The following is an 18,187-nucleotide window of genomic DNA, read 5'->3' on the forward strand; positions in this document are numbered from 1 at the left end:
TGAATGAATTAGAAGACGCCGAACTTCAGTTCGGGTCGCCATGGTCGAGTACGTTCATTCTTCGTCGGGGCGGTTGCGGGTCCAGCTGCCGCTGTTTCGCCGCAAGCCCCGCATCGCCGCCGCCGTGGAGACGACGGTCGCCGCCATCGAAGGCGTGACCTCGGTCAGCGCCAACACCGTGACCGGCAGCGTCATCATCGCCTATGACCACCGGGCGCTGTCCCCCGCCGCGCTGTGGGAGGAGCTGGCCCGGCTCGGATATGTCGAGAGGTCGTCCGCTCCCCCGGCGCGGCCCCCGTCATCGGAGTCCTTCGGGACCATCCCGGAACGCCTGGTCGATTGCTTCGGGCGTGCCTTCCTGCAGGTCCTGGCCGAGCGATCCGCCACCGCGTTCTTTCGGGGATTGATCTAGGCCGGGCGGGCGGCGTTCCCCGGTCCGGCCCGCCAGCAGCGGCAGCGTGCCCGTGCCCAAAGCGACCGCCAGGTCCAGCGCGTCGATCGGGCCGCCGAACGCTCGGCGCAGCCCGGGCAGGAACAGGGCCGCGGCCTGGGCCGCGAAGGACAGCCCGAGGCCCAGCGGCAGATAGGGATTGCCCGGCGGTTGGATCCTGGCCGCGGGTTCCGGCCGCGGCGCACGGCAGGTCAGGGCGTAGAGCAGCTGGCCGGTGACCAGGGCGGCGAAGGTGACCGCCTGCGCCCGCGGCGAGGCGCCGTGGCGCAGTGTCGCATAGATCTGCGCCGCCAGCCCGCCGCCGGCGATCAGCGCCCCGTCCCGCATCAGACCTCTCATGTCGAAGGGCGGGATGATCGGCTCGGCCGGATCCCGGGGCGGGCGGTGCATCAGCTCCGGGTCCGGCGGCTCCAGCGCCAGCCCCAGCGCCGGCAGCACGTCGCTCACCAGGTTCAGCCAGAGCAGTTGCATCGGCGACAGCGGCCCGCCGATGCCGGCCGCGGTCACCGCCAGCATCAGCGCGATCTCGCTCAGATTGGTCGCCAGCAGGTAGCGGATCGCCCGCCGGATGTTCGCGTAGGTGGCGCGGCCGCGCTCGATCGCGATGCTCAGGCCGATCAGCTCGTCGCCGTGCAGCACGACATCGGCGGTCTGCAGCGCGGCATCGGCGCCGCCGCCGAGGGCGACGCCGATATCGGCGGCCTTCATCGGCGGCGTGTCGTTGACGCCGTCGCCGGTCATGGCGACGACCAGCCCCGCCTGCTGCAGCGCCCGGACGATCCGCAGCTTCTGCCCCGGCGTGACCCGGGCGAAGATGCGGGGGATGCTCGCCGCGGAGGTCGCCCGGATCTCCCGCAGCGCCGCTTCGGCGTCGCGCGGGGCGGCGGGATCGGGGGGCGCCAGGGCCAGCGTGCGGGCGATCGCATTCGCCGTCGCGGCCTGGTCGCCGGTGATCATCAGCACCGCGACGCCGGCCTGCCGCAGCGCCGCGATAGCATCGGCGGCGCCGTCGCGGACGGGATCGGCCAGCCCGGCCAGCCCGACCCAGACCAGGCCGTCGTCAGGGCGCATCGCCGCCTCGGTCTGCGCCGCGCTGCCGTTCAGCCGGTAGGCCAGGCCGAGAACCCGCAGCGCTTCGGACGCCATCTCGGCGTTGCGGCGCCGGATCAGCCGGCGGCCGCGTTCGGTCAGGGGGCGGGGCACGCCGTTCCGCAACTGCTGCCGGCACAGCGCGAGCACCTCGTCGGGGCTGCCCTTCACCGCGGTCAGCACCCGGCCGGCCGAGACATGGGTGGTGACCATGTAGGGCCGGTGCTCGGACCGCTGCGACAGGTCCGTCTGCGGCCATTGCCGCCGCAGTGCCGCGACGTCGAGATTCGCCGCCAGCGCCGCCCGCAGCAGCGCGGCCTCGGTGCCCGAGCCGGCGATCTCCGGCCCCCTCGGCCCGGCCAGCAGGTCGGCCTCGCTGCACAGCGCCCCGAGCTGCAGCAACCGGGCCAAGTCCGGCACGGCATCGAGATCGACCATGCGGGGTTCCCTGCCGTGCTCGGCCAGGAAGGTGCGGTCGCGGACGACCCGATAACGCCGGCGCGGGCCGCAGGCGATGCGGGCGACCGACATCCGGTTCTGTGTCAGGGTTCCGGTCTTGTCGAAGCAGGCGATCTGGACCGCCGACAGGCCTTCCACCGTCGCCAGCTGCCGCACCAGGATGCCGCGGCGGCGCAGATCCTCGAGCCCGAGCGCGAGCGTGGTCGTGGCGAGGGTCGGCAGGCCCTCCGGCACGGCGGCGACCGCGAGCGACACCGCCGATTTCAGCATCGGCAGCAGCCGGTGGCCACGCAGCAGCCCGACGGCGAAGACCGCGCCGCACAGCGCCAGCGAGGCCCAGACGAGCTGGCGGCCGAGCCGGTCGAGCTGGCGCTGCATCGGCGAGTCGGGCGCGGCTGCCGCGTCGACCAGCGCCTGGATCCGTCCCATCTGCGTGTGCGGTCCGGTGGCGATGGCAACCGCCCGCCCGGCGCCGCCGGTGACGACGGTGCCGCGGTAGACCATGCCGGCGCGATCCGCCAGAGCCGCTTCCGGCGGCACTGGGTCGGGTCGCTTGAGCACGGGCAGGCTTTCGCCGGTCAGCGGCGCCTCGTTCACCGTCAGCCGGTCCGCGGCGATCAGGCGGGCATCCGCGGCGACGACCGTGCCCGGCCGCAGGTCCAGCACGTCGCCGGGGACGATGTCGTCGACCGTGACGTTGCGCACCGCCCCGTCCCGGACCGCGCGCGTGCTGCGCGATCCGATGTCGGCGAGCGTATCGATGGTCCGTTCGGCCCGGGTCTCGGTGAGATAGCCGATGCCGGCATTCATGCCGACCACGGCCAGGATCACGGCGGCATCCAGCACGGCGCCGGTGAGGAGCGAGAGGACCGATCCGGCGGCCAGCAGGGCGACCGGCAGGCTCTGCACTTGGCCGAGCAGGATCTCCAGTCGGCTGCGGCCATGGGCGCGGGGGATGGCGTTGGGTCCGTGCCGGGCGAGGCGGCGGCTGGCCTCCGCCTGCGACAGCCCATCGGGTGTCGCTTCGAGGCGGGCCAAGGTGTCGTCGGCCGAAAGCGCGTGCCAGCGCTCGCCGTCCTCGTCCTCCCCGTTGGGCAGGTCCTTCATGTCCCCGGCCAGCGCGCGGTGCAGCGCCGTCCGGATCTTCGCCTCGACCGAAGTCAGCGGTATCGCCGGGTCGAACAGGACCAGAAGCGCGCCGGTGGTTGTGCTGGCCGAGGCCCTATGGATGACGCCGCCGTTCAGCCAGCGCTCGAGCGCCTGCTTAACCCGGTCGCTGCGGCGCAGCCCGTCGACGCGGAAGCGGGCCCGGCCCGGCACGGCGACATGGACAGGCCGGATCCCGGCCGCGGAGGGGGCGGGGCCGCCGACCGGGTCGGCGGCTGCGGCGGCGTCCGGCTGCACCGCTCAAGCCCGCTTTTCCTGCGTGTCGGTCGTGGACGGCGGAGGGCGCGGCACCAGCCCGTTGCGCCAGAGCCCGGCGGCGTCGCCCGCATACCACAGGAGGGTGACCGCCGGGGCGGCGATCCGGCCGCGAAGCAGCTGATAGACCCCGGCGCCGAGCAGCCCGATGGCGATGGCCGACCGCAGCTCGGTCTTTGCCGCGCTCCAGCCGCGGCCCAGCCGTCCTCGCGGCCGGCCCGCGGCGCTTCGGATCCAGGCCGCGGGGGAAGCCGGCCGGCCGACCGGCGGATCGACCAGGGTGAACAGGTCGTTCGCCGTGGCGTGGGCGTGGAACAGGCCGGCGGCATCCGAGTAATGCACCAGCACGCTCGCCGTCCGCGGGTTGACCGCCACCGCCTCGACCCCGGCCCATTGCGACAGCCGGTCCTGCACCGCGGCGAAATAGGCGGCGTCGTGGCGCCTCTCCGGAATCCGGATGCGGATACGTCCGGGGGTCAGGTGGCAGATATGGCCTGCGGGTCGGTCAGCCATCGGCGCGTGTCCGCTCGTCCGCCGGCCCTGCGGTCTCGCCGCTGCCCTGGAGCTCGTCGCCAGCCCCTGCGGCAGCCGTCTTCTCCGCCGAGGCCGGCGGGACCGGCCGCGGGCCCTGCTTCTGCAGGTCTTCCTCGCGCTCGGCCTGGACCTCGGCCACCAGGTCCTCCGCCGTCTCGCCCCATTCCGCGAGCGTCTCGCGGCCGCGTTCATAGAGCGCCAGGCCCGTCTTGATCGCGCCCTTCGCCGCCGGCCGGGCGGCATTCGAGAGGCGCGGCAGGACATGCGGGGCGATGGCCGCGCCGACGATTCCGGCCACCAGCGCCGTCAGCACGTTGCCGTTGAGTAGCTTGGCCATGGGGTCCCCCTCGGGATCGCTGGTCGTCGCCCGCGTCAGGCGGTCTGCTCCGCCTTGGTGCGGCGGCTGGCGGGTTGCGTCCTACCGCCGCCATTGGTCGCGGCCTGCTCCTGTTCGAGTTCGGCCCGCGCCTCGGCGACGATGTCCCCGGTTACTTCGCCGACCCCGCTCAACGTTTCGTTGTAGAGGACCATGCCGGTCTTGATCACCGTCTTCGCCACCGGCCGCAGGACCCGGCCGACGGTCGGAAGCACGGTCGGGGCGAGCAGGACGGCGCCGAGGCCGACCAGCAGACCGGTGCCAGTGCCGCCTTTCAGGACGTCTTCGAACAGGGCCATTTTGCGTTCCTCCCGGAACGGTTGCTGGACCGCGCGGCGCGTGGGTCGGCGCTCAGGGAGGCGGAAGAGCGAAGAGTCCTCGAACTGGCGAAAACCGGTTCGCCAGCTCGGCCCGATCGTGGCTCAAGGTATCGGAGGACCCGCGCGTCGCTTGGTCGTCTCCCTCGAAATACGTTAACACCCGATGCGCAAGAACTCTACCGGGGTGTTACATTTTTCTTTCAATTTCTGCGCCGTATCGTTTCGTTTCGATCGGTCGACGGAAGAAGGAAGACCGTTCCGTTCCGGGAGAGGGAGGATCGAGACATGGCCTCAATCCCGCCGCCGCAGCCGGATTCCGCCGTCGTGTCGGTTGCCCCGCCCTTCGCGTCCGGCCGGACGGAGGAGGTCGCGCGCCGCCGCCTGCGGCGCAACCGCCGGTTCGCGACCGGGCTGCTCGCCACCATGGGGGCGGCCTTCGTCGGTACGCATCTGGTCGAGCAGCCGGGTTTCGCCACCCAGCTCCTGCGCGCCGGCGCCGAGGCCGGGATCGTCGGCGGCATCGCCGACTGGTTCGCGGTGACCGCGCTGTTCCGCCATCCGCTGGGCCTGCCGATCCCCCACACCGCGATCATCCCCGGCAGCAAGGACCGGATCGCGCGCACCCTCGGCCGCTTCATCGAGCGGAACTTCCTGACCGAGGAGATCCTGCTGCGGAAGCTCGCCGACGCCCGGGTCGGGCAGCGCTTCGCCGCTTGGCTGGGGGCGCCGGGAACCGCGCCGGAGATCGCCGGGCTGGTCGCCGGCGCCCTGCCGGGGCTGATCCGGTCGCTGGAGGACCACGACCTGCAGGATTTCGCCAACCGCACGCTGGGCGAGCAGCTCCGGCGCGCCGACCTCGCGCCGATCCTCGGCCGGGTGGTCCAGCTGGTGGCGACCAGCGGCGAGGCCGACATCCTGTTCGAGCGGGCGATCGGCATCGGCGTCCGCTGGCTGGAGGAGAACCGCGGCCAGATCGACCGGCTGGTGGAAGCCCGCAGCCGCTGGTGGATTCCGAAGACGATCGACCGCCGCATCGCCGCCGCCATCGTTTCGGCCATCGCCGACCTGCTGAGCGACCTGCGCCGGCCGGACAGCGAGGCGCGGCTGCGGTTCCGCGAGGCGCTCGCCGCCCTGATCGAGGAGCTGCTGCACTCGCCGGCCCGGCGCGACCAGATCAACGCCTCGAAGAACCGGATCCTCGACAGCCCGGAGGTGCAGGCCTGGCTCGGCTCGATCTGGGGCCGGCTCTCCCGGGCGGCGCTGGAGGACCTGGCCGACCCGGCCTCGCGGACGCGCGCCGCGCTCGAGCACGGCATCGCCCTGATCGGCCGCGCGCTCGCCACCGACGACGCCATGCAGGCGCAGATCGACGCCCTGGTCCGGCGCCTGGCGATCCAGCTCATTTCCTGGCGGCGCAAGCTCGGCGGCTTCATCGCCGAGGTGGTGCGCAGCTGGGACACGCGCACCTTGACCGACCGGCTGGAGCTCGTGGTCGGCAGCGACCTGCAGTACATCCGCATGAACGGCACCATCGTCGGCGCCTGCGTCGGCTGCCTGATCTTCCTCGTCTCGCAGCTGTTCGGCTGACGGCAGCCCGTAAACGGACTCTTCTTCATACCCTCTGCAAAAGAACCGTCATTGCGAGGAGGCGAAGCCGACGAAGCAATCCATGTCTCCGCTCTTGCGGCCCTGGATTGCTTCGCTGCGCTCGCAATGACGATTCTGTCATAGGCTCGTCGGTAAGACGCGGCGGCCGGGCCGCCGCGCCGGCTCTCAGTCCGCCTCCACCGCCGAGGCGTGGCTGCGCAGCTCCTCGATGAAGACGCGGCTGTTCTCGGCGTAGTCGACCGGCACGCTGACCAGATGCACCCCGCCCTGGGCGAAGGCCTTCTCCAGCGTCGGCGCGAAATCGGCGGCGGACTCGATGCTCCAGCCGGTCGCGCCGTAGGCCCGGGCATAGGTCACGAAATCCGGGTTGCCGAAGGTCAGGCCCCAGTCGGCGAAGCCCTGCGCCTCCTGCTTCCAGCGGATCATGCCGTAGGCGTTGTCGACCAGGATCACGACGACCAGGTTCAGCTTCAGCCGGATCGCCGTCTCCAGCTCCTGCGAGTTCATCATGAAGCCGCCGTCGCCGCACACCGCCATCACCCGGCGGTCCGGGTAGAGCATCGCCGCCACCATGGCCGAGGGCAGGCCGGCGCCCATGGTCGCCAGAGCATTGTCCAGGAGGATGGTGTTGGCGATATGGGTGCGGTAGCTGCGGGCGAACCAGATCTTGTACATGCCGTTGTCGAGGGCGACGACGCCGTCCTCCGGCATCACCGCCCGCACGTCGTAGACGATGCGCTGCGGCAGCAGCGGGAATTTGCCGCTCGTCCCGTCCGCCGCCACCTTCTCCAGGATCTTGCGGCGCAGCTCGGCGAAGGCCTCGACCGCGGTCGGGTGCGGCCCGCCGAAGACCCCGGCGATCCGTGCCAGCGAGGCGCCGATGTCGCCCACCACCTCATGGTCCGGGAAGTAGACCTCGGCGATGTCGGCCGGCTGGTAGCCGACATGGATCACCTTCTGCCCCGCCTGCTCCATGATGAAGGGCGGCTTCTCCACCACGTCGTGGCCGATCGCCAGGATCAGGTCGGCCTTCGTCACCGCGTCGTGCAGATAGTCGCCCTCGGACAGGGCGGCGGTGCCGATATAGAGGCCGGAATTGCCGTCGACGGCGCCCTTGCCCATCTGGGTGTTGAAGAAGGGGATGTTCATCCGGCGCACGAAGTCGGACAGGGCCGGCACCAGGTGGCGGCGGTTGCCGGCGGCGCCGATCATCACCAGCGGGCGTTCGGCCGCGCGCAGCATCTCGGCGGCGGTGGCGATGGCCGCGTCGTTCCCCACCGGCAGCTCCAGCGGATGCAGCGGCACCGGACCCAGCCCTTCGGGCGCCGGGACGGCGGCGATGTCCTCCGGCAGCTCCAGATGCACCGGGCCTGGCCGCTCCTCCTGGGCGATGCGAAAGGCGTTGCGCACCAGGGTCGGGATTGCGGCGGTGCTGACGATCTGGCGCGACGACTTGGTCAGCGGCCGCATGGTGGCGACGATGTCGACGATCTGGAACTGCGCCTGGCGGCTCTTCAGGATCGGCTTCTGGCCGGTGATCATCACCATCGGCATGGCGCCCAAGAGGGCATAGGCGGCGCCGGTGGCGAGGTTGGTGGCGCCGGGGCCGAGCGTGGTCAGGCAGACGCCGGCCTTGCCGGTCAGCCTTCCATAGGTCGCGGCCATGAAGGCGGCCGACTGCTCGTGCCGGGTGACGATCAGCTCGATGCCGGAGCGGCGGAGCGATTCGACGATGTCCAGGTTCTCCTCGCCGGGCACGCCGAAGACGCGGTCCACGCCCTCATTGACCAGGGCCTCGACGAGAAGGTCGGATCCTGTCCGCTGCGCAGCCATGTCGGTCCTCTCTTGCTGGGCGGTGCGATGCCCCGGCAGGATAGGCCTCGAAGCGCGCCGGCGACATGACCTCGCTGCAGGGCAGACGGACGGCATGCGCACGCACGGCATGGCCGGGCGGGCTGGCCGGGACCGGCATGGTGATGCGATGATGTCCGTGGCGCCGCGGCACGCGCCGCATTGACCGCGACCCGCCGAAGGGGTCTTCTCCCGCCATGCAAGACGGATTGCCGCCCGACTGGGACACCCGAGCCATCGCCGACCGGCATCGCGCCGGGCTGCAGGCGCTCGGCCTCTGGCTGGCCGAGGCGACGTGCCGGCCGGTGCCGCTCAAGGCCCTGTTTCCCGGCTTCTGCGAGCAGGTGTCGCGGACCATCGTCCCGGTCTGGCGGATCCATCTCGGGCTCGAGGTGCTGCATCCCGAGATCAGCGGCACCATGCTGGTCTGGAGCGACGAGACCATCGAGTTCGGGGAGCGCGCCCGGCAGGGAATCCTGCAGAGCCCGGGCTATCTCAACAGCCCGACCAAGATCGTCGACGACACCGAGCGGGCGTATCGCCGGCGGCCGGCCCCCGCGGCCGCCGAGATGCCGCTGATGCAGGAGCTGCATGAGCTCGGCGCCACCGATTACTTCATCACGCCGCTGCCCTTCCTCGACACCAGCCGCACCCGCTTCCTGTCCTTCGCCACGCGGCAGCCGGGCGGCTTCGACGACGACGACCTGAAGGCGCTGGACACCGCTGCCCGGCTGTTCAGCCCCTATGCCGAGCGCCAGGTGTGGAAGCGGATCGCGCTCGACCTGCTCGACACCTATGTCGGCGCCCGCACCAGCCAACGCATCGTCGAGGGCCAGATCGAGCGCGGCCAGGTCGACTGGATCGAGGCGGCGATCTGGCTGGCCGATCTGCGCGCCTTCACCCGGCGCAGTGAGACCAATGCCATCGGCGAGGTGGTCGAACTGCTGAACGGCTGGTTCGGCGACATGGGCGCGGCGATCGAGGCCGAGGGCGGCGAGATCCTGAAGTTCATCGGCGACGCTGTGCTGGCGATCTTCCCGGTGACGGCCGAGACCGACCGCGGCGCCGCCTGCGCCGCTGCCCTGGCCGCGGCCGAGGCCTTCTGCGCCAAGGTCGACGCCACCAATGCCGAGCGCGGCCTCACGGGGCCGGATGCGGTCGATTTCGGCATCGGCCTGCATGTCGGCGAGATCGCCTACGGCAATATCGGCGCGGCGCGGCGGCTCGATTTCACCGTGATCGGCCCAGCGGTGAACCGCGCCAGCCGGCTGGAGGAGCTGACCAAGACCCTGCGCCGCCGGGTGCTGGTGTCCGAGCCGTTCCGCGACGCCTGCGGCCGCCCGCTGGTCGACCTCGGCCGGCACGTGCTGCGCGACGTCGAGGGCACGCACCGGATTTTTGGTGTCGGATAGTTCGAGGCAGCCTCTCTCATCGTCATGGCGAGCCCCGAAGGGGCGTGGCCATCCAGCCTGTCGCCATCGAGCGCGGTGGCCGAAAGACTGGATGGCCACGCTTCGCTCGCCATGACGGTGTTGGGACCTTTCGATCGTTCCGATAAGGTCTCGCCGACAACAGCCACAGGCCTCCTGCGATGAAAGCCGTCGTCTTCGAACAGTTCCGCCAGGCGCCGACCGTGCAGACCGTGCCCGATCCGGCGCCGTCGCCGGAGGGCGTCGTGGTCCAGGTCGAAGCGACGGGGCTGTGCCGCAGCGACTGGCACGGCTGGATGGGCCACGACCCCGACATCGTGCTGCCGCATGTGCCGGGGCACGAGCTGGCCGGCACCATCGTCGCGGTCGGGCCGCAGGTCCGGCGCTGGCGCACCGGCCAGCGGGTCACGGTGCCCTTCGTCGCCGGCTGCGGCCATTGCCCGGAATGCGCCAGCGGCAACCAGCAGGTCTGCGAACGGCAGTTCCAGCCCGGCTTCACCGCCTGGGGCTCCTTCGCCGAATACGTCGCGCTCGACTTCGCCGACGCCAATCTCGTCGGCCTGTCGGATGAGTTGGATTCGGCCACGGCCGCCAGCCTGGGCTGCCGCTTCGCCACCTCCTTCCGCGCCATTGTCGACCAGGGCCGGGTGCGGGGTGGGGAGTGGGTGGCGGTGCATGGCTGCGGCGGCGTCGGGCTGTCGGCGATCATGATCGCCAGCGCCCTCGGGGCCAATGTCGTGGCGGTCGACCTGACCGAGCAGAAGCTCGACCTCGCCCGCCAGCTCGGCGCCACGGCGGCCGTCAACGCCGCCGGCTCGGCCAATGTCGTGCACGAGATCCGCGATCTGACCGGGGGCGGCGCGCATGTCTCGGTCGACGCGCTCGGCCACCCCGCCACCTGCATGAATTCGATCCGCTGCCTTCGCCGGCGCGGCCGGCACATCCAGGTCGGGCTGATGCTGGACGACCACGCCCGCCCGCCGGTCCCGATGGACCGGGTGATCGCCTATGAGCTGGAGATCCTGGGCAGCCACGGCATGCAGGCGTTCCGCTACCAGGCGATGCTCGACATGATCCAGGCGGGCAAGCTGGCCCCGCAGAAGCTGATCGGCAGCCGCATCGGCCTCGACGAGGCGGCGGTGGCCTTGACCCAGATGGACCGTTTCGACGGCACCGGCATCAGCGTCGTCACGCGGTTCTGAGTCGGAGGAGGGGCCTACGCCCTCCCGGCGCCCAGGATCAGGCGCAGCCCCAGCGCGCCCATGACCGAGCCGGCGGCGCGGTCGAACCAGCGCTTCCAGCGCAGATAGACGGCGCGCGGCCGGTCGGCGGAGAAGACCAGGGCGACGATGGTGTACCAGCCGGCCTCGATCGCGAAGATCGCCGGCAGCAGCACGGCGAATGTCCAGGCCGGCACCTGCGCCGGCAGGAAGGCGGCGAAGATGCTGCCGTAGACGATCGCGGCCTTGGGGTTGCTGAGCTGGGTGACGAGCGCCAGGGTGAAGGAGCGGCGGACGCTGCGCGGCCGGCCCTCCGCCGTCTTCGGCACCACGATCGGCTTGTCGGCGGTGCGCCACAGGGCGAGGGCGAGCCACAGCAGGTAGAGGCCGCCCAGCACCTTCAGCGTCAGGTACAGCCACTCCACCTGGGCCAGGATCGCCTGCAGGCCGAACAGGCCGAGCCCGCCATAGATGACGCCGCCGATGCCCATGCCCAGCGCCGCCGCCAGCCCGTCGCGGCGCGACAGGGCGATGGCGGTGCGGGTGACGAAGACGAAGCTGGGCCCCGGGCTGGCCGCGCCGACGACGATGGCGCCGAGGATGCTGAGCAGCGGAACGGCAAGATCCATGGTGTCCTCCCTGGGGCCGAGTTGGTCCGCCATGACGGGCCGTCCGGGCAACGCCCGCAAGCGGGATTTTCTCAGAACGCCCATCCCTCTGCGTCATTGCGAGGAGGCGAAGCCGACGAAGCAATCCAGGGGCAGCTTCCACGGCCCTGGATTGCTTCGCTGCGCTCGCAATGACGATGTTGGTCAGGCGGCCGTCTCGATATCCTCGCCCGTGCCGTGGTCGGAATGCAGGCAGTGGCCGTGGCTGTGGTCGGCCAGCACCTCGATCACCCGGCAGTGGCCGATGGTGCCGTGCCGGCACTGCTCCACCATCCGCTCCAGCTCCGCCTTCAGCGCCTCCAGCCGGGCGATGCGATTCTGCACGGCCACCAACTGCTCCTGCGCGATGCGGTCGGCGGTGGCGCAGGGCTGGCTCGGGTCGTCGGCCAGGGTCAGCAGCTGGCGGATGGCGTCCAGCGGGAAGCCCAGCTCGCGGCTGTGGCGGATGAAGGCCAGACGGTCGCTGTGCGCCCGGCCGTAGATCCGCTGGTTGCCCAGGGTCCGCGCCGCCTCCGGCATCAGCCCGATCTGCTCGTAGTAGCGGATGGTCTGGACCTTGCAGCCGGTGCGGCGGGCCAGCTCGCCGATCGGCATCGCGTCGCCGCGCGCGGACATGATTTTTCCTCTTGAAGCTACAGTCGCTGTAGCTCCCATCTTCCCCTGCGACGGTTCTTTCGGCAAGGGAGTGCGTCGCGATGGCGATGATCGCAGCGACTGAGGGGCAGGGCGGCCGGATCCTGCGGTACCGGGTCGACGGCATGGACTGCCCGAGCTGCGTCGGCAAGCTGGAGACGGCTCTCGGCCGGATCGAGGGCGTCAGCGGCGTCGAGGTCAATTTCGCCGCCGGCACGCTGGCCTTCGGCGCGGCGGGCGCCGCGGCCGACGGCAGCGCGGTGGAGCAGAAGATCCGCGCCCTCGGCTTCACCCCGACCGCGATCGCCGACACGGCGGCCAAGGCGCCGGCCCCGGCCGAGGCCGCGCCGTGGTGGCGCGAGCGCAAGGCGCAGCTGGTCGGCTTCACCGGCCTCCTGCTGGCCGCCGCCTTCGTCGCGGCGCAGATCGTGCCGGCCGAGGCCGAATGGGCCTATGTCGCCGCGGCGCTGCTCGGGCTGGTGCCGGTCGCCCGCCGGGCCCTGGCCCTGATCCGCTCGGGCTCGCCCTTCAGCATCGAGACGCTGATGGCCGTCGCCGCGGTCGGCGCCATCGCCATCGGCGCGGCGTCCGAGGCGGCGGTGGTGGTGTTCCTGTTCGCCGTCGGCGAGCTGCTGGAGACCGTCGCCGCCGGCCGCGCCCGCCAGGGCATCAAGGCGCTGGTCGCGCTGGTGCCGCGCACGGCGCAGCGCGAGGCGAACGGCGTCCTGGCGACCGTCCCGGTCGACGACCTCGCGGTCGGCGACATCGTGCTGGTCCGCCCCGGCGACCGGGTGCCGGCCGACGGCGAGATCGTCGACGGCGCGTCGGAGCTGGACGAGGCGCCGATCACCGGCGAATCCGTGCCGGTGGCCAAGGCGGCGGGCGACGCGGTCTATGCCGGCAGCATCAATGCCGGCGGCGTCTTGCGCGTCCAGGTGTCGCGGACGGCGGCCGACAACACCATCGCCCGGATCATCCACATGGTCGAGGCGGCGCAGGCCAGCAAGGCGCCGACGGCGCGCTTCATCGACCGGTTCAGCGCCTGGTACACCCCGGCCGCCATGGCCGTCGCCGCGCTGGTGATCGCGGGGCCGCCGTTGCTGTTCGGCGGCGACTGGTCGGTCTGGGCCTATCGCGGCCTGTCGCTGCTGCTGATCGCCTGCCCCTGCGCCCTGGTGCTGTCCACCCCGGCGGCGATCGCCTCCGGCATCGCCGCCGGCACCCGGCGCGGCCTGCTGCTGAAGGGCGGCGCGGCGCTGGAGGCGTTGGGCAAGGTCAAGGCCGTGGCCTTCGACAAGACCGGCACGCTGACCCTGGGCCGGCCGCAGGTGACCGACATCGTGGCGCTGGAGGGCACGGAGGCCGCGGTGCTGGCCGAGGCCGCCGCGGTCGAGAGCGGCTCCAGCCATCCGCTGGCCCGCGCCATCCTGGAGGAAGCGGCCGCCCGCGAGGTCGCGGTGCCGGCCGTCGCCGACGCTTCGGCCCTTCCCGGCAAGGCGGTGCTGGGCCGGGTCGGCGGCGCCCTGCTGGCGGTCGGGTCGCCGCGCTACGCCGCCGAACGCGGCACGCTTCCGGCCGCGCTGGCCGACCGGGTCGCGGCGCTGGAGGGGCGGGGCAAGACCGTGGTCGTGCTGCTGGGCGAATCCGGGCCGCGCGGGCTGATCGGGCTGCGCGACGAGCCGCGTGATGACGCGGCCGCCGCGGTGGCGGCCCTGCGCCGGGCCGGGGTGCGCCCGGTGATGCTGACCGGCGACAACCGCCGCACCGCCGAGGCGGTCGCCGGCACGCTCGGCATCGCGGTCGAGGCCGAGCTGCTGCCGGACGACAAGCTGGCGGCGATCGGCTGGCTGAAGGCCGAGGGGCCGGTGGCGATGGTCGGCGACGGCATCAACGACGCGCCGGCGCTGGCCGCCGCCTCGGTCGGCGTCGCCATGGGCGGCGGCACCGACGTGGCGCTGGAGACGGCGGATGCCGCGCTGATGCACAACCGCGTCACCGGCGTGGCCGAGCTGATCGGCCTGTCGCGCGCCACCCTGGCGAACATCCGCCAGAACATCGCCGTCGCCCTCGGCCTCAAGGCGCTGTTCCTCGCCACCACGCTGTTCGGCGCCACCTCGCTGTGGATGGCGATCCTGGCCGACACCGGCGCGACCGTGCTGGTGACGCTCAACGCGCTCAGGCTGCTGCGCCTGCCGGCGCCGGCGCGGGGTCAGGCGGCCGCCCATGGCAAGGGCGACGATCACGCCGCGGCGGGAGACGACCATTGCTGCGCCCATGGCGCCTGCCGATCCGGCTCCAAGCCAATCGAGGCGTGACCGCGAACCCGATGTGTGGGACCATATCCCCATAGTCGAGCTCATGACCGACAACCGCGGACCACGCAGTCAGGGGGAGTGCCATGGGGCTGATCAATTTCATCAAGGAAGCCGGTGAGAAGCTGTTCGGCGGGGGCGAGGCCCAGGCCGCGACGCCGGACGACCTCAAGAGGCAGATCCAGGCGCAGGGGCTCGACCCCGCCGGCGTCGACATCAAGGTCGAGGGCGACAAGGTGACGGTCGGCGGCAACGTCGCCTCGACCGAGGTGGCGGAGAAGATCGCGCTCGCGGTCGGCAACACGCCCGGCATCGCCCAGGTCGAGAACAACCTCGCCGCCGCCACCCCGGCGCCGGAATCGCGGATGTACACGGTGAAGAAGGGCGACACCCTGTCGGCGATCGCCAAGGCGATGTACGGCAACGCCAACGACTATCCGAAGATCTTCGAGGCCAACAAGCCGATGCTGAAGCACCCGGACAAGATCTATCCGGGCCAGGTGCTGCGCATCCCGTAACCGTCCCGGACGACATCGAAGGGCCCTGCGTGCCGCGCGCAGGGCCTTCGCTTTCCCGTGTCGCGCCGTCGCCCGTTGCGCTATCAGCAGGGCGGGGCACGCGGGAGAGTTCGAGGCTTGGCCAACGTCCTGTTCATCACCGCCGACCAGTGGCGCGGCGACACGCTGTCGGCGGTCGGCCACCCCTGCATCCGTACCCCGGCGCTGGACGCACTGGCGGAAGAGGGCACGCTGTTCCGCCGGCATTACACCGTGGCCTCGCCCTGCGGCCCGTCCCGGGCCTCGCTGCTGACCGGCCTCTATCCCCACACCCATCGCAGCATCCGGAACGGCACGCCGCTCGATGCGCGCCACACCAATTTGGCGCTGGAGGTGCGGCGCGGCGGCTGGGAGCCGCTGCTGTTCGGCTACACCGACACCTCGCTGGACCCGCGCGGCCGGCCGCCGGGCGACCCGGCGCGCGACACCTATGAAAGCGTGGCTCCGGGCTTCACCCCAGTGATCGCCCTGTCCGAGTCCAGCCGGGCCTGGATCGCCGACCTCGTGGCCAAGGGCTACGACGTGCCGGCGCCGGAGGCGGGTCGGGACCCGCTCTACGATTCCGACCCCGCGGCCGAAACGGCGCCCGGCGGGCTGGGGCCGACCCGGATCCGGGCCGAGGACAGCGAGACTGCCTTCCTGACCGACCAGGTGCTGCGTCATCTGGCGGTGCTGCGCGGCCGACCCTGGTTCGTGCACCTGACCTATATCTGCCCGCACCCGCCCTTCGCCGCCCCGGCGCCCTGGCACCTGGCCTACGACGCCGCCGCCGTGCCCCCACCGCTGCGCGGCCCCTCCGCCGCCGCCGAAGGGGCGCAGCATCCGCTGCTGGCCGGGCTGCATAGGGCGGTCCGGCTCGACACGTTCCTGAACCATGCCGAGGGGCCGGCCGCGGACCTTGATGCCGCCGGCGTGGCCGCGGTCCGCGCCGCCTATTACGGCCTGGCGTCCGAGGTCGACCACCATCTCGGCCGGGTGTTCGACTTCCTGAAGGGCAGCGGCCAGTGGGACGACACGCTGATCGTCTTCACCTCCGATCATGGCGAGCAACTGGGTGACCATTACCTGTTCGGCAAGATCGGCTATTTCGACCAGTCGGCCCATATCCCGCTGATCATCCGCGACCCGCGCCCGGCGGCGGAGGGTGGCCGCGGCCGGCAGGTCGACGACTTCACCGAATCGGTCGACATCCTGCCGACCATCCTCGACTGGCTCGGCCTCGCCGCGCCGCGGCAGTGCGACGGACGCTCGCTGCTGCCCTTCTGCCATGGCGAGCGGCCGGCGGACTGGCGCGACGCGGCCCACTGGTTCTTCGATGTCGGCGATGCGCGGGGCCCGGTCGGCGACGGGCCGGTGCGGCTGCGCCCCGACGAATGCGGCGTCCAGGTGATCCGCGATGCCCGCCGGAAATACGTGCACTGCGCCGCCCTGCCGCCGCTGTTCTTCGACCTGGAGCGCGACCCCGGCGAATTCGAGGACCGCAGCCGCGACCCGGCCTGCGCCGGGGAGATGCTGGCCTACGCCCAGAAGCTGCTGTCTTGGCGCATGCGGCACGAGGACCGCACGCTCAGCCACATCACGCTGAAGGACGGCTATTTCGAGGGGGAGGCGTGATGGGAGCGGGCGGCATCCGCGGCATCCTGTTCGACAAGGACGGGACGCTGATCGACTTCAACTCGACCTGGATCCCGCTGAACCGCGAGGCGGCGCTGTTCGCCGCGGCCGGGGACCCGGAGCTGGCGCGGCGCCTGCTCGAGGTCGCCGGCGCCGATCCCGACAGCGGCATCGTCCGCGCCGACAGCCTGTTCGCCTCCGGGGCGACGCCGGAGATCGCGGCCGCCTGGATCGCCGCCGGCAGCCCCTACGACCTCGCCCTGCTGGTGCCGGAGATCGACCGCGTCTTCCGGAGCGCCACCACGGCAGCGGTGATCCGGCCGACCGTCGCCGACCCGGCCGGGCTGTTCCGCCGGCTGCGCGATCGCGGGCTGAAGCTGGGCGTCGCCTCCAGCGACGGCGAGGTCGCGATCCGCGCCACGCTCGCGATGTTCGGCCTGCTCGACCTGGTCGATTTCGTCGCCGGCTACGACAGCGGCCACGGCCACAAGCCGAATCCCGGGATGGTCTATGGCTTCTGCGACGCCACCGGCCTGCCGCCCGGCGCCGTCCTCATGGTCGGCGACAACAGGCACGACATGGTGATGGGGCGCGCCGCGGGGGCGGGGCTGTGCGTCGGGGTGCTCAGCGGCACCGGCACCATGCAAACGCTGGCCGGGCTCGCCGATCTCTGCCTGCCGGACATCGGCGGGCTGGAGGCGCTGTTCGACTGCCAAACGGCCTGATGGCACCGGCTGCCTTTTAGATTAAAGTCCGACAACAAAAACGACCGTTCGTGGTGGAGGCTTCCCGTGCCCGGTTTTCCGATCGTGGACAGCCACGTCCATATTTATGACCCGGCCCTGTTGTCGTATCCGTGGATGGATCAGGTCCCTAGCCTCAAGTCGCGCCACCTGCCGGAGGACTACGACCGGCAGCGCGAGGGGGTGGCGGTCGACCGCTACGTCTTCGTCGAGGTCGACATCGCCCCCGCACAGCGGGTGGAGGAGGCGCGCTGGGTCGGCGCGCTCGAGGATCCCCGGCTCGGCGCCATCGTCGCCTCCGCCGCGATCGAGGACGGCCAGGCGGTGCGGACCGAGCTCGATGCGCTGCACGCCGCCACCCCGAAGCTGCGCGGCATCCGCCGGCTGATCCAGGGCGAGGCCGTCGATTTCTGCATCCGGCCCGGCTTCGTCGAAGGCGTGCGGCTGCTGGCGGAATACGACCTGTCCTTCGACCTCTGCATCTATCATCCGCAGTTCGACAGCGCGCTCGAGCTGGTGCGCCGCTGCCCGGAGATCCGCTTCGTCCTGGACCATATCGGCAAGCCCGGGATCCGGGACGGGATCGACCGCCCCTGGCGCGACCAGATGCGGGCCCTGGCGGCGCTGCCGAATGTCTGGTGCAAGCTGTCGGGCGTGGTCACCGAAGCCGATCACGAGGGCTGGACCCGGGCGCAGATCGAGCCCTACATACGTCATACGATTGACTGCTTCGGTTTCGACCGCACCATGTTCGGCAGCGACTGGCCCGTCTGCGAGCAGGCTTCCAGCTATCGCCGCTGGGTCGGGACGCTGGACGCCGTCCTTGCCGACGCGTCGGCGGCGGAGCTGCGGCAGCTCTATCGCGACACCGCCATCGCCTTCTACCGGCTCGGCTGAGCC

16 protein-coding genes are annotated in these 18,187 nt (G+C 71.7%); 9 read left to right on the top strand and 7 right to left on the bottom strand.

Going from position 1 to position 18,187, the window contains the following annotated elements:
* Window positions 1-40 precede the first annotated feature (40 nt).
* Complete coding sequence (locus G537_RS45615; protein WP_425402300.1) at window positions 41-412, top strand: HMA2 domain-containing protein; 372 nt, start codon at window positions 41-43, stop codon at window positions 410-412.
* Here G537_RS45615 and G537_RS38925 read toward each other — a convergent pair.
* The 4 genes from G537_RS38925 to G537_RS0120220 are packed head-to-tail and all read right to left on the bottom strand — an operon-like array spanning window position 299 to window position 4,630.
* Window positions 299-3,403: a cation-translocating P-type ATPase gene (locus G537_RS38925; RefSeq protein WP_051248709.1), complete on the bottom strand. Its 3,105-nt coding sequence runs from the start codon at window positions 3,401-3,403 to the stop codon at window positions 299-301. The two genes, G537_RS45615 and G537_RS38925, sit on opposite strands and share 114 nt — an antisense overlap.
* Before the next feature lie 3 nt (window positions 3,404-3,406).
* Window positions 3,407-3,934 carry an HMA2 domain-containing protein gene (locus G537_RS0120210; protein WP_026871666.1) on the bottom strand — a complete coding sequence of 176 codons (528 nt, stop codon included), beginning with the start codon at window positions 3,932-3,934 and terminating at the stop codon, window positions 3,407-3,409.
* A complete protein-coding gene (locus tag G537_RS42215) occupies window positions 3,927-4,292 on the bottom strand; it encodes a DUF5132 domain-containing protein (RefSeq protein ID WP_051248711.1) in 366 nt (121 codons plus the stop codon). Before G537_RS42215 ends, G537_RS0120210 begins: the two co-directional genes overlap by 8 nt.
* Window positions 4,293-4,327: 35 nt before the next feature.
* Window positions 4,328-4,630 carry a DUF5132 domain-containing protein gene (locus G537_RS0120220; protein ID WP_026871667.1) on the bottom strand — a complete coding sequence of 101 codons (303 nt, stop codon included), beginning with the start codon at window positions 4,628-4,630 and terminating at the stop codon, window positions 4,328-4,330.
* Window positions 4,631-4,936: 306 nt separating this feature from the next.
* Here G537_RS0120220 and G537_RS0120225 point away from each other — a divergent pair, with 306 nt between their 5' ends.
* Complete coding sequence (locus G537_RS0120225) at window positions 4,937-6,238, top strand: DUF445 domain-containing protein (RefSeq protein ID WP_026871668.1); 1,302 nt, start codon at window positions 4,937-4,939, stop codon at window positions 6,236-6,238.
* A gap of 186 nt (window positions 6,239-6,424) precedes the next feature.
* On the opposite strand, the gene G537_RS0120230 is transcribed toward G537_RS0120225, so the two are convergent.
* Window positions 6,425-8,092: an acetolactate synthase large subunit gene (locus G537_RS0120230; protein WP_026871669.1), complete on the bottom strand. Its 1,668-nt coding sequence runs from the start codon at window positions 8,090-8,092 to the stop codon at window positions 6,425-6,427.
* A 215-nt stretch (window positions 8,093-8,307) separates the two neighbouring features.
* On the opposite strand from G537_RS0120230, the gene G537_RS38935 reads away from it, so the two are divergent.
* Window positions 8,308-9,522 (top strand): adenylate/guanylate cyclase domain-containing protein, encoded by a 1,215-nt coding sequence (locus G537_RS38935; protein ID WP_155888691.1) that lies wholly within the window; start codon window positions 8,308-8,310, stop codon window positions 9,520-9,522.
* 179 nt (window positions 9,523-9,701) lie between these two features.
* Window positions 9,702-10,742, top strand: coding sequence for a zinc-dependent alcohol dehydrogenase family protein (locus G537_RS0120240; RefSeq protein WP_026871670.1), 1,041 nt, complete (start codon window positions 9,702-9,704; stop codon window positions 10,740-10,742).
* A gap of 14 nt (window positions 10,743-10,756) precedes the next feature.
* Here the strand turns inward: G537_RS0120240 and G537_RS0120245 are convergent, their stop codons facing one another.
* Both G537_RS0120245 and G537_RS0120250 read right to left on the bottom strand, forming a co-directional pair.
* The gene (locus tag G537_RS0120245; protein WP_026871671.1) at window positions 10,757-11,389 is read right to left on the bottom strand and encodes a LysE family translocator; all 633 of its coding nucleotides are present in this window, start codon (window positions 11,387-11,389) and stop codon (window positions 10,757-10,759) included.
* 183 nt (window positions 11,390-11,572) lie between these two features.
* On the bottom strand, window positions 11,573-12,043 hold the full coding sequence (locus G537_RS0120250) for a MerR family transcriptional regulator (RefSeq protein WP_026871672.1): 471 nt from the start codon (window positions 12,041-12,043) through the stop codon (window positions 11,573-11,575).
* Between the two features lie 80 nt (window positions 12,044-12,123).
* Here G537_RS0120250 and G537_RS38940 point away from each other — a divergent pair, with 80 nt between their 5' ends.
* The 5 genes from G537_RS38940 to G537_RS0120275 all read left to right on the top strand — a co-directional run bounded on the left by G537_RS38940 (window position 12,124) and on the right by G537_RS0120275 (window position 18,184).
* Window positions 12,124-14,376 carry a heavy metal translocating P-type ATPase gene (locus G537_RS38940; RefSeq protein ID WP_064742178.1) on the top strand — a complete coding sequence of 751 codons (2,253 nt, stop codon included), beginning with the start codon at window positions 12,124-12,126 and terminating at the stop codon, window positions 14,374-14,376.
* Between the two features lie 83 nt (window positions 14,377-14,459).
* A complete protein-coding gene (gene lysM / locus G537_RS0120260) occupies window positions 14,460-14,891 on the top strand; it encodes a peptidoglycan-binding protein LysM (protein WP_026871673.1) in 432 nt (143 codons plus the stop codon).
* A 117-nt stretch (window positions 14,892-15,008) separates the two neighbouring features.
* Window positions 15,009-16,544, top strand: a complete 1,536-nt coding sequence (locus G537_RS38945; RefSeq protein WP_034852378.1) for an alkaline phosphatase family protein — start codon at window positions 15,009-15,011, stop codon at window positions 16,542-16,544.
* The gene (locus G537_RS0120270; RefSeq protein ID WP_026871674.1) at window positions 16,544-17,269 is read left to right on the top strand and encodes an HAD family hydrolase; all 726 of its coding nucleotides are present in this window, start codon (window positions 16,544-16,546) and stop codon (window positions 17,267-17,269) included. Before G537_RS38945 ends, G537_RS0120270 begins: the two co-directional genes overlap by 1 nt.
* An 84-nt stretch (window positions 17,270-17,353) precedes the next feature.
* Window positions 17,354-18,184 (top strand): amidohydrolase family protein, encoded by an 831-nt coding sequence (locus G537_RS0120275; protein WP_281171497.1) that lies wholly within the window; start codon window positions 17,354-17,356, stop codon window positions 18,182-18,184.
* Window positions 18,185-18,187: the final 3 nt, after the last annotated feature.

Origin of the sequence: Inquilinus limosus DSM 16000 (assembly GCF_000423185.1) — a bacterium.
Classification (GTDB): Bacteria; Pseudomonadota; Alphaproteobacteria; order DSM-16000; family Inquilinaceae; genus Inquilinus; species Inquilinus limosus.